The sequence below is a fragment of the Psychrobacter nivimaris genome, from assembly GCF_043419765.1.
Classification (GTDB): domain Bacteria; phylum Pseudomonadota; class Gammaproteobacteria; order Pseudomonadales; family Moraxellaceae; genus Psychrobacter.
This window is the reverse complement of the sequence record NZ_JBHOFX010000003.1, coordinates 216,138-228,245: the sequence shown is the minus strand read 5'-3', so window position 1 is coordinate 228,245 and position 12,108 is coordinate 216,138. Positions and strand designations below refer to the sequence as shown.

The window sequence follows — 12,108 nt, the reverse complement described above, 5'->3', positions numbered from 1 at the left end:
ATTAAAATATCGGTAATAATAGGTAGCCATTCATGTCCATCAAGACATCACCAAAGTCCTCATCATCTAGCGTATCTACCCATTCGAAAAAATCCCATATCTTAGCGCTTGCCATCGCTAGTGGCTCATTGTTGACAGGTTTATCAGTGACATCGACGGTACAAGCGGCAGGGCTAGGTGATCTTTTCGGTAGTAGTGAAAGCTCATCGAAGTCAAAGTTTTTGCCAGTAGATCAAGCTTTTCAGGTAAGTACAAATAGCACCCCTGTCAAAGCAGGTACGCGGTTATCTGTTAATTTTGATATCACTCCTGAACATTACGTCTATAAAAAGCAAATTAAGCTTACGCTACCCGCTGGCGTGACGGCTGCACCTTTTACCTTTAGCCAGACACCATATTCGATAGATGATCCGACATTTGGCAAAGTACTGGTATTTGACCAAGCAAATATGGTCGCTACTACCACATTGACGAACAATAGTGGCAAGAATATAGATAGTGCCGCTATCGTCGTCGGCTGGCAAGGCTGTGCAAAAGCAGGACTGTGCTATCCACCTGAAAAGATTAATACGACTGTCGATATTGCAGCTGCATCGACGCAGGTAACTGTAGATAGCGAGATTACTGCGAGCTCGACCGACTCAGAGAATAGTGCTAAGGCGACACCAGAGGAAGCAAGCTCAACAGCTCTTGATAATGCTTTGCCTGATGAGGCGCAAACACTGACAGACGATGGGGCTATTGATTATGATCTCATTGATGACAGCGCTGTAGAGTATGATTCTTTAGATAGTAATGCAGCGACGAATACGATTCCTGCAGCAAATAGCAGCGTAACAGGCGAGACGGCCAATAGCGAAAACGCATCAAACAATAGTTTTGTTGATAGCGATCCCTTTGGTTTGGCTTCTCACCCTTGGCTGGCATTAGTACTATTATTTTTAGCAGGCTTAGGCTTGGCTTTGACGCCATGTGTGTTACCGATGTTACCTATCGTGGCCAATATTGTAGCCCGCGAACAAAACCCAACGGTCAAACGCGGTGTCATCTTGACCACCAGTTACGCGATTGGGGTAGCGACTGCTTATGGTATTTTGGGCGCTGTCATTGCAGTATTCGGTGAGTCTTTAGGTATTATTGGTTGGCTGCAGAATCCAATTATTCTCATTAGTTTTGCTATTGTTTTTATACTGCTGGCACTATATATGCTGGGCCTTTTCAGTATACGTTTGCCAAAAGCGATCAGTCGTAAGATGCAAGGCTTAAGCCAAGCAGGTGACAGTAAGCTTGGTAGTACAGGCGGCAGTTTAATCGCTGGGTTTTTATCAGCGCTAGTCGTGTCACCTTGTGTTTCTGCACCATTATTTGGGGCATTATTGGCGGTTTCTACCATTGGTAGTCCGTTGCTCGGCTTTGCCGCTTTATTTATGCTAGGTTTTGGTTTGTCCGCGCCGCTTATTCTAATCGGTGCTACCCAAGGCAAGATTATGCCAAAGGCAGGCGAGTGGATGAATTGGGTTAAGCAAGGCTTTGCTTTATTGCTATTTGCCGTGGCACTGCTATTGATTGAGCGCGTGTTTATATCGCCAATCATGCTGATGGTATGGGCGTTATGGTTTATGGTTGTGGCCACATGGGCATGGAGTTGGCTAGGTAAAGGTCGTATGCTGACCCAAGCATTAAGCCTTATCGCTGGTATTTGGGCAACATGTTTAATAGTTGGCGCTGCATTGGGTAATGATGATAGCTTACATCCACTAGCGTCATTGGGTGCAGCACCGATGATGGTACAGTCAATGCCTGGTCAACCAGTGAATAGTGATAGTACCACTGATAAGACGATCACGACGCTTGCAGAGCTAGATGCTATTGTCGCAGCCAATCCGAATGTTATTGTCGATCTGACAGCAGAGTGGTGTATTGAGTGCCGCATTATGGACAAGAACCTGTTTCATAATCGTCCAGCACAGATGCAAGATTGGCAACTAGTAAAGCTCGATATCACTGAGACGACAGCAGACTCAAAAGCCGTGTTGTCTCGTTACCAACTCTTTGGTCCACCAGCGTTACTGTATTATATTGATGGTCAACTAGTAAATCAGCAAGTGGGTGAGATCGGTCGCTCAGAATTTGAGCAAACATTATCGGCGTTGAACAACTAACATTTAACAATGAACACTTAAGAAACCAGTGTAATATTTCGAAAATTCTTAAGAATATTAAGAAGGCCAGTATACTAAGAAAGTATGCTGGTTTTTTTGATGCCATTAAATTCATACTATAGAATGTTTATTAAGTATTTGTTATATAAGTAATTATATTGATAGGTACTTATTTTAACTATCGATAAAGCTAGTATCGTGCTTATATTTTCATTACAATAAAGAAACAATGCAGCAGGGGCACTAATTGTCATTTTTTCCGCTCCTATTATCTGCGATTAGCTGATAGTCTCAGTCAATTCTATTTTAGCGATAACGCTAATGGCCATATTAATTACCTCATATACTCTGCTAGCGCTAATGCTAGTTAGATAAAGGACACTTATGTTTGCCCATACCATTACTCAGCGTCACCAACAGCCGTCTTACCAGAATGCACATATGCCTCTTCGTATTGCAGTTGCGCTTGCGTTGAGTTGTACCACGATACAAGTACAAGCTGCTGATGACTCTCAAACCTATAATGAACTGCTAGCACCCGAAGCTGCGTTTGAATACGAGGGTCTTGACCTATCACAGAGTCTCGATAACAGTGCGATATCTTCTGATGTGGGTACACAAAATGGCAAAATAATTAGCAAAGAATTTATTGCTCAGCAAGCCAAGCTGTTTTCTGAATGTACGCAAGTCCAGTCTAGTGCTGCTCGCCTCGCTTGTTTTGATAAGGTAGCTGAACAAGGTAAGACACCAAGCTATACCTCAACCAAACAACCAATTGATTTGGCAAAAACCTTTCAAAGTACGGTCTCAGGTAATCCAAAAGTGATATTGGCTGAGTCTCAAACGGCGATGAGTGGGACGACAGTTGAAGATGCAGATACCATTTTAATGACCAATCAGCAAACAGCTGCTAGCAAATTGAAGGCAAATGGCAACGTAGAAATAGATGCTGAAACGAATAGTGAGGCGCAAATTTTAGAAAATGTCGGTGTCACTCAAACAGATATCGAAAAATTCTCGCCACTCAGTCTATCTTATGATCTAGACAAAAATAGTGAGCGTGGTACTTGGACGGTCAGACCATATCGACCGACATATCTGTTGCCATTATTTTATACTTTCGATCCTAATTTGAATCCAAGCACACCATCACAAGAAACAGATCCTTTTGATTCTAATGACATACGTGAGACTGAGCTAAAGTTCCAATTATCCCTAAAAACAAAAGTCGCAGAAGATTTGTTTGATACCAGTGCTGACCTATGGTTTGGCTATACCCAAGAATCACATTGGCAAGTTTATAACGAAGACAACTCACGTCCATTTCGTGCTACCGATTATCAACCTGAAATATTCTTAACCCAACCTGTGACAGCAGATCTACCTTTTGGTGGACGTCTGCGTATGTTGGGCGCAGGTGCTGTCCATCACTCGAATGGACAAGATGATCCATTATCACGTTCATGGAATCGTGCTTACCTCATGGCGGGTGCAGAGTGGGGCAGACTCTCAGTCATACCGCGCCTATGGGCTCGAGTAAATAATGAAAGTAGTAGTGATGACGATAATCCAGATATCGAAGACTACATGGGCTATGGTGATATCAAATTCTTGTACGATTTGCCGGCTGATCAGAGCATTAGCGGTACCTTGCGCTACAATCCAGGTACCAATAAAGGCGCTGCGCAAATCGACTATATCTATCCTATCTCAGAGAACGTTAATGGTATGGTTCAGCTATTCCAAGGTTATGGTGAGTCGATCATTGATTATAATCATGAAAATACCTCTATCGGCTTCGGTATCGTACTGAATGATTGGAAAGGGCTTTAATTTAGAAAGGACATCAATTTGAGAAAGGCTCTAACATAGGTGTAATTTATGATAAGTTATGACAAGTTATAGTTTATGCGCCGTTTAGCGCCTTATCAAACTGGACTGTGGTTGGCAGAGTATATGGATATGCGCTGCCAACTATGCCGTATTTATCGTAGTACACCACAATCTCAACTACTGCACCATCAAGCGCCATCTAGTCTACATAATATAGTGGATGCGCCGCCTACACGAACAACCTTAAAGAAACACTCTTTTCTTACTAATATCCGTCATCAAGCAAACAGCCATTTGAGCAGTGGTTTACTTTGTGCTCACTGTCACAACGATATCACTTGGTTGCCAAGACCTTTTGAAGTGGATATCGCTCCTAGCGTATCTCTATCTATCCAAGCCTCTACTTACTACGAGTATCCAATACGTCAAGCTATCCGAGCATTTAAGCATCAAGAGGATATGACGAAATTGCCGTTACTATTACATGCCATACGTCAGTTACCGCGACCACACGGTTGTCATCGCAATAACAGCGTGATTGTCGCTATGCCAACGACAAGTCAACGATTGGTCAAACGTGGGTTCGATCCTGTCAGTATTCTATCTGCCCAATTGTCTAAACATTGGCAAATTCCTTTATGGCAAGGCGTTAAGCGCATTGACGATACAATTAGTCAGCAAGGACTGACTCGTGCCGAACGTCTTAGTAACTTAGATAATGCCTTTGCGCTAATCGAAAAGCCCCCTACAAAACGCTTACTACTATTCGATGATGTATCTACCACAGGTGCAAGCTTACAAGCATTAGCGCGAGCGTTCATTCCACCTGCAGCAATAAAATCAGCAAAGGATAGCAGCCATAATAGTTATCAAATTTCTGCCTACGTATTAGCACATGGCAGCAAATCCTAAACTCAATATATCTTTGTCGGTAATATCTAATTATTGCTAATATATTTCCTTAACGCTATATTATTATAACTATGTATACTAATTTGTTGTTTTACGGCTGTATACGTCGATAATGATTTTACATATTTATGGATAAGTTACATATATCAAGTGACAAATATCGACTTTTTTAAACATTATTAGTTATATGTCGTGGAACGAAAATTGCATGTTATTAGGGTAGTCAGTATAAAAATAGTAGTAAGCTAAAAATATAAGATACTTACAATAAATTTTAGTGAGATATAGACGAAAGATAGTTAATTGCCGTTTTAAATAGGAATATGATGTGAACGCATCTTTGAACGAATTATTACCTAAGCTAAAAAATACTAGTTCAGGTTTTACCTTGATTGAACTAATGGTAACCATTACTGTACTCGCCATTATTGCAGGTATTGCGGCGCCTAATATTAGTACTCAGCTTGCAGACCAACGGGTTAAGTCGACGGCGGCGACGATTGCTAATGCGTTAAAAGAGGCTAAAGTAGAAAGCATTCTTCGTCGGCAGAATATTACTGTTTTATATGATACGTCTACTACTCCTAGTAAAATTGTATTGCAAGCTAATGGAACTAGTATCTCTAGCTATAATCTCAATAGACAGAGCGCGGTAACACAACAAATTAGTCCTGCTACTGTTACTAATATTGTTTTTCGACCTAGTAAGTCAATAGATGGGGGTGCAACAGTAGTTTATACAGTATGCGATAGCGGCTCTACTAGTGAATCTCCTAAGCAGGTTAGTCTTACGAGTATTGCTAATGTTGATATTACAAACGCTGGGAGTTGTTAATGAAAAACGTCAGCCAGCAACAAGGTGTAGGATTGGTAGAAGTGTTAGTAGCGCTATTACTGTTAGCAGTCGCTGTATTGGGCTTTACGGCTATGCAAATGTCAGCAGTAAAAGCCACAGATGAAAGTCTTATGCGCACTCGGGCACTAACTATAATGAGAGGTGGTGCTGAGATAATGCGCACCAATCCTGATGGTATCAGTGCTTTTAAAACAGCTATAAACGGTACAGCTGACTCAGTTACTATCGATGGTACTAGTATTACAAAAGACAGTTGTATAAAAAACACCAATACCGTACCAGTAGCTGCTGATAGTTGTACGCTTGCGCAGCTTGCGACTCGTGATGGCCTATTAGTCAGATCGTATGCAAGTGCGAATGATATTACGATTGGTTTAGTACCAAATGGCTGTCCTGGTACATCGGGTAACCAAGAGCGTCAGTGTTTTGTTGCTAGTTGGGGAGATACAACGATTACGTTAGATAATAGTTTATCGACTGCTTGTGCTAATGCAGATGGTACTTATAAGAATGGTGCAGAGTGCTTTATTATGGAGGCTTACTGATGATATCAAGCTATAGTCGCAGATATGAACATCAACAAGGCTTTACGTTAATAGAGCTTATGATTTCTCTGATTTTAGGTTTACTAGTATCAGCTGCCGTGATGCAAGTATATTTAATCAATGTTAAAACCAGTAGTATTCAATCTAGTGGTAGCGAACTACAAGATGCAAGTATATTTGGACTACAACAGTTAGAGAAAAAAGTACGAATCGCAAATTTAGGTAATCCAACTACTCAAATTACCAGTACAACGGTAAATGGGGGAATTGTATTAACTGCTGCTAATCTAGGTATAACAACACCTTATACTAATACCGCCTATCTAACAAGACGTGATGGTGATAGTGCTATTGGCACCAATGGATGGACAGGTATCTCTAATACTAATGTTAATAGCGATCAGTTGACCATTCAATACACCAATACAACGGGCAATGTCATGAGTGATTGTGAAGGTGCGGATGCTGCTGTTAATGATATTGTAGTGGAGCGCTACTTTTTACGCAGAGCAACAGGTGATACGAGTACCGGTAATATAAGAAATTTAGTACTAGCCTGTGATGCAGGAAGGGTTAGTCCAACTGGTGGCATACTCACTGTTGGTGCGTCAACAGACTCTCGTAATTTTGGCACAGCTGGTCAAGAGTTTATTATCAATGTTGACCAATTTAAAATTTTACTAGGTACAAAATCGTCAGCAGCAGCCAGTGCAGGCCAAATGATGTATCTACCAAGCAGCTCATATTTATTGATGGCGACGAAGCCGTCAATAACAGCTGTGAAGATAGGTCTTATTGTTCATGGTACGACACCTATTATAGGTAGTAATGACCAATCTTCATTTACCTTACTGGGCCAAAGTAATAGTTTGAAGACAGACACTACTCGCCAACAGCAAGTGCGTACAAGTTATGAATCTACAACGCTATTGCGTAATGCACGAGTGATTGATGTTGATACTAGCTTAACTCCTTAAGACCTATTAGGATAATTTGAAATGAGCAACCACTATCGTTTATCACATTCTTTAGACCAAGGAAAGAAAAGTGGTCAGATATATTCTAATGGAGAGCGTGGGGCAACACTGATCGTGGTGCTATTGTTCTTAGTTCTCATTATGTTAGCAGGCGCGATAGCCGTTAGACAAAGTAATACCGATTTAAAAATTGCAACGAGTGATCAAATAAATACGGTTTTATTACAATCATCTGATAGCGCCAATCAAAAGCTAGAAATGATGGTTAATGGTAGTCCGAGTTCTGAAGAGTACCGCGACGTAACAAGTGCAGCAGGGGTGTTTGGTCATTTTTTATTGAATCCAGACAATGCAACCAACGAATTTATTTACTGTTTCAATCCTCGCACTAAAAAATACTTGGCCGCAAATGCCTCTGTCAAAAAATCGACTGGTGGCTATTGGAGTAGTTTAAGCGGTGGATTCTGTGATTATACCAACGCCAATGACTATACCAGTGCTAGACAGACAGTCATGACACAAATGAGTGTTACAGTTACGCCTACCAACCCCAATACACCTGTGTTTGATCATATGGTTATCGGTAAAGAGGTACTAGACAGGACAAGTAAACGTTACCAGTTTGACGTTCGAGCCTCTTCCGCTCTACCAGCTTACAACGAACCAAAAGTAGGCAGTGATAAGTGTTTTGAGCAAACCAGTATAAATGCCAATGTAGCTACTGGCAAAAAATCTCTAAGCGATTGTATGTTGTCTGCATCTACGCCAAGCAAAATGCTATATGAGCAAGTAGATGTAGAAAATGCTTCTTCGTCTACCTTATGTATACCATATGGTAAAGGCACACTGTCATCAAAATGCATACTCTCAGTTACCCCCTAATCTGCTTATTAATTACGCTAATTTCATAAAGGATAGATGTCATGAAACGACTTGACAACGTATCAAAAAACACGGAAAAACGTACGTTACCACTGAAATATTTAGTCGTTGTAATGGCATCAATGGTTGCGATGCCAATATCACAAGCGGATGTCGCAAATAAACAAATTGGCGACTTAGAGATTTATAAAGCGGCTGAAGGTGGTAAAACTACTATTACCATGATGTTGGATACCTCAGGTAGTATGAGTATCAACCAAGTGAGTTATGCTTGTGATTTACCTTCAGGAGTTTCTTATACTAAGGGTTCTGAGGTATCTACGACTGTACCTACATATCCTAAAAACTATTGTGAGACTAGAAAGTACTTTTATCGTTATTCTCCAGTGGGTCAATGGTACCGATGTGGTGCTAGCGATGGGTCTGGATCTGTTGGTTACGGTTTTGCAGATTGCGGTACAGCGATTTCTCCCCCAACAGGAAGTGGGTTTAGTTCTATAACCTCTGGTAGTGGTAATATTTATTTTTACAAATTTGATAAAGTTTATGATCGCTTAACACGTCTTAAAGATGCCATATTTACCTTGATGGACAGTACTCAGTTAGATTCTACAAAGGTTGCTATCGGTATTGGTCAGTTTTCTACACAGAGTAATAGTAACAACCAGTATAAAGGTGGCGATGGTAGGAGTGGAAAAATCCTTGTGCCAGCAGCATTAATTACCCCAGCACAGCGTACTGCCATTAAAGTAGCAGTAGCAGGCTTGAATGGTGAAAATGGTACGCCAACAGCCAATGCTTATGCTGAGGCTGGCGCTTATATGTTGGGTACCAATACCTCTAACTCTTCCTATAGTGGTTTTAGTGACTCTGTGTCATCTTCTAAGAGTGGTAATAATTATATTAGCCCATTATCGTCTACTACTAGTGCTAGCTGTGATGGAAGAGGAATATACTTCTTAACAGATGGTAATCCAAATAGTGCACCTTCTCCTACTACCCTCATGAGGTCAGCACTGAACGTTACAGGAAATACTTTTAGTGTGCCATCTTCAGGAGCGTTACCAAGCGGTAGTGAAAATAACAATGGTATGCCTGAAGTAGGAGCATTTGCTAAAGCGTTGCGTAATCCAGCTCTCAATCCATTAGGGGCAAATGGTGAAATTTTAACAGCTGTGGTTGGGTTTGGTTCAAGTTTCGACGTTGACCGAGTAGCTGATGCAGCCTTGCCTGAAACAGAAAGGGTAATTCGTAGGCTTTCGTACGTAGATTCCAAAGGCACGCAGAAAACAAGTGATTTTTACAACTGTGAAAAAATTACAGGCGTTGATGCAAAAAATGCTTGCAACTGGGGAGCAAAGTCACACCCATCGTTACCCAATGTAGGTGGGTTTGGTGAAGGTGGTTTCTATTCAGCACAATCCACAGAGGATATTGTTAATAGTATTACAACCTTTGTTAGCGACCTTAATCAAACATTACCTTCTACACCTTCAGGTACTATCATCGTTCCTAACGATCCTTATCGTGCTGATAGCCAACTTGCTATTGCTTATTACCCAACCCTACAGCCTAAAGTTGCTGAGAACTCAGTGATTTGGGAAGGTAATATGAAAAAATACAATTTGAATGAAGGAACACTATACGGTAAAAATAGTGCAAAGCTGTTCAAAAATACAGCAGGGGAGTTGAACAAAACGACACAAGATTTATGGTCTGACAAAGACTATACCAATGCAAACGATAAAGTGGAATCTGGTGGATTCTATGCGCAACTAAAAACACCAGATACAGGTGTATCTTCAGTCAGGACGTTGTATGTAGAGGACTGGAAGAGTGCTACAAACCAAACCACTATGTTGAGGAAATTCGGTGTAAACAGTGCTGGAAAAGTAACACTAGATAATGCTCCACTTTCTAGTACTAATAAGTTCAATGATACAGGCACTTACTCTGAGACTTCTTTGAGAAAGCTATTGAACTTTTTAGGCTTTGATGTTCTTCCAAGTACAGCTACAGCAGTTAAGGACATGACACTGAGTACTGCAAATGCTTCGAAAGCAATCAAAGTTGTTGGTGCGACATTGCACTCTACACCAGCATCTGTGTCTTATTCTGCAACACTAGATGCTGATGGTAAAGTTACCGACCAACGTGACGATTATATATTATTTGGATCTACTGAAGGCGGATTGCACCTTGTCAATGCCGACAACTATAGTAATGCTGGTGATGGCGGAAAGGAAAGATTCGTCATTATTCCGAGAGAGATGCTGAGAAGTACTAGCCAGTCAGATGCGCTCATAAAGGATAGTACCAAAACTGAGATTGGAACGCCAAATTTTGGTATTGATGCACCATGGTTAGTCAATACAGATTATCAGTATGATTTTCCAAATAAACGAGTATCTATCGATACTAGTGGTAACAAAGGTGTATTTGCTTATGGCGGATTAAGAATGGGGGGTGAGGCTTTTTACGGCATCGATCTTGGCAATATAGACAGTCCAAAGATGTTGTTCTCTATTACGCCTTCGACTGCAGGTTTTAGCCGCATGGGGCAAATATGGGCAAAACCGACCAAAGCAAAAATTAAAACCAGTAGCTCAGATACAGGGACTGATGTTCTGGTATTTGGTGGTGGTTATGATACATGTTATGAGAATGAAAGCTTTCAGGTTGGTATCGTAGATTCGTTGTTAGGTGGCTGTTCTGCAAAAACCTCAGCTAAAGGTAATGCGGTCTACATTATCAACGCAAAAGATGGTGCATTAATATGGTCAGCATCTAGTGATAGTGGGGCTACTAAAACAGTTACGGACATGAAGAACAGTATTGTTGGTGGTGTTACGACTTTGGATCGTGATAATGACGGTTTTATGGACCATATCTACTTTGCAGATTTGGGTGGTCAGGTGTTTCGTGCGGACTTTACCAATGCTGGTTTTGTCAAGCCAGTAACATCAGGCACAGCATCTCCTGAATCAAAATTTAGTAATACTCGAGTAACACGCGTGCTTAAAAGTACTCATGCGACAACGGTAAGTCAAAAGTATGCTTATCGTTTTTATGAACGTCCAGTAGTTAGCTTCTACCGTAATTCAACCACAAATACATTATTTGCACTGGTCAACGTGATTTCAGGCGATCGCAGCTCACCATTATCTAAAATACGTAATACCACTGCATATGCGGATCGACTTTATGGAATTATAGATAGCGATGTTACCAAAGCCAATGAAGTATTTTATGCTAGCAACTTTACGACAGCTAGTAACATTAATGGTCAAAAAGTCGTTGATCTAGCGGACAGCAATTTGGTTCAATTACCGACAGCGATAGGAACCGGGTCAACAGCTGGCTATAGTTTAGCCCAAAAGAATAATGTCATTAGTACAATGCAGTCAGGTGTTCAGCGAGGCTGGTACTATCCATTAACACGCTTCGATGGCTACGACAATGTCAGATATACAAAAGGTATTGGTAAGTCTGAAGTTATCGACAACTTCTTGTACACCACAGTCTATAACCCAGATATGAGTTACGGTCCTACAGATTCATGCACTGCTAAAATTGTAGGTGGATCAGAGCGACAGTTGTATTGTCTACCTTATGGTATCTGTTTAGATGATACTTCTAAGAACGGTACTGGTGGATTCGTTAGAGCAGGACAGGGAATTCAGGAGCTAACTCTAGGCCCACGTAGTTCAACGCTTACAAACCAACGTCTACTTATCGGTACACAGACATTAGCAGAGCGCCAGACTGACAGAGTAAGTTTTGGTTCTGATAGCAATAAGAGTGGTAATAGCTTAATAGATGAGGCACAAGGTCTGACAAATGCTGATCAGATATTGGGTAACGGTACAGCGCCCGAATTGATATTTCATGAGCGTTTCATTCTACAACCAAAAACGTGGTATGAAGTAGACTAATAGGGC

Annotated in this window: 8 protein-coding genes; all 8 read left to right on the top strand. The window is 41.1% G+C overall.

Features of this window, described 5'->3' with window-relative positions:
- The first annotated feature begins 32 nt into the window (after window positions 1-32).
- The 8 genes from dsbD (at window position 33) to ACHEVO_RS07635 (ending at window position 12,102) form a co-directional block, all read left to right on the top strand.
- On the top strand, window positions 33-2,162 hold the full coding sequence (gene dsbD / locus ACHEVO_RS07670; protein WP_394124508.1) for a protein-disulfide reductase DsbD: 2,130 nt from the start codon (window positions 33-35) through the stop codon (window positions 2,160-2,162).
- Between the two features lie 384 nt (window positions 2,163-2,546).
- On the top strand, window positions 2,547-3,995 hold the full coding sequence (locus ACHEVO_RS07665; RefSeq protein WP_394124507.1) for a phospholipase A: 1,449 nt from the start codon (window positions 2,547-2,549) through the stop codon (window positions 3,993-3,995).
- 75 nt (window positions 3,996-4,070) lie between these two features.
- On the top strand, window positions 4,071-4,907 hold the full coding sequence (locus tag ACHEVO_RS07660; protein ID WP_394124506.1) for a ComF family protein: 837 nt from the start codon (window positions 4,071-4,073) through the stop codon (window positions 4,905-4,907).
- 328 nt (window positions 4,908-5,235) lie between these two features.
- Window positions 5,236-5,742, top strand: coding sequence for a pilus assembly FimT family protein (locus ACHEVO_RS07655; RefSeq protein WP_379543668.1), 507 nt, complete (start codon window positions 5,236-5,238; stop codon window positions 5,740-5,742).
- Window positions 5,742-6,308, top strand: coding sequence for a type IV pilus modification protein PilV (gene pilV / locus ACHEVO_RS07650; protein ID WP_379543669.1), 567 nt, complete (start codon window positions 5,742-5,744; stop codon window positions 6,306-6,308). Before ACHEVO_RS07655 ends, pilV begins: the two co-directional genes overlap by 1 nt.
- Entirely contained in the window at window positions 6,308-7,285 is a 978-nt protein-coding gene (locus ACHEVO_RS07645) for a PilW family protein (RefSeq protein WP_379543670.1), read from the top strand. Before pilV ends, ACHEVO_RS07645 begins: the two co-directional genes overlap by 1 nt.
- 21 nt (window positions 7,286-7,306) lie before the next feature.
- Complete coding sequence (locus ACHEVO_RS07640; RefSeq protein ID WP_394124505.1) at window positions 7,307-8,167, top strand: pilus assembly protein PilX; 861 nt, start codon at window positions 7,307-7,309, stop codon at window positions 8,165-8,167.
- Between the two features lie 41 nt (window positions 8,168-8,208).
- Window positions 8,209-12,102, top strand: coding sequence for a pilus assembly protein PilY (locus tag ACHEVO_RS07635; RefSeq protein WP_394124504.1), 3,894 nt, complete (start codon window positions 8,209-8,211; stop codon window positions 12,100-12,102).
- Window positions 12,103-12,108 lie beyond the last annotated feature (6 nt).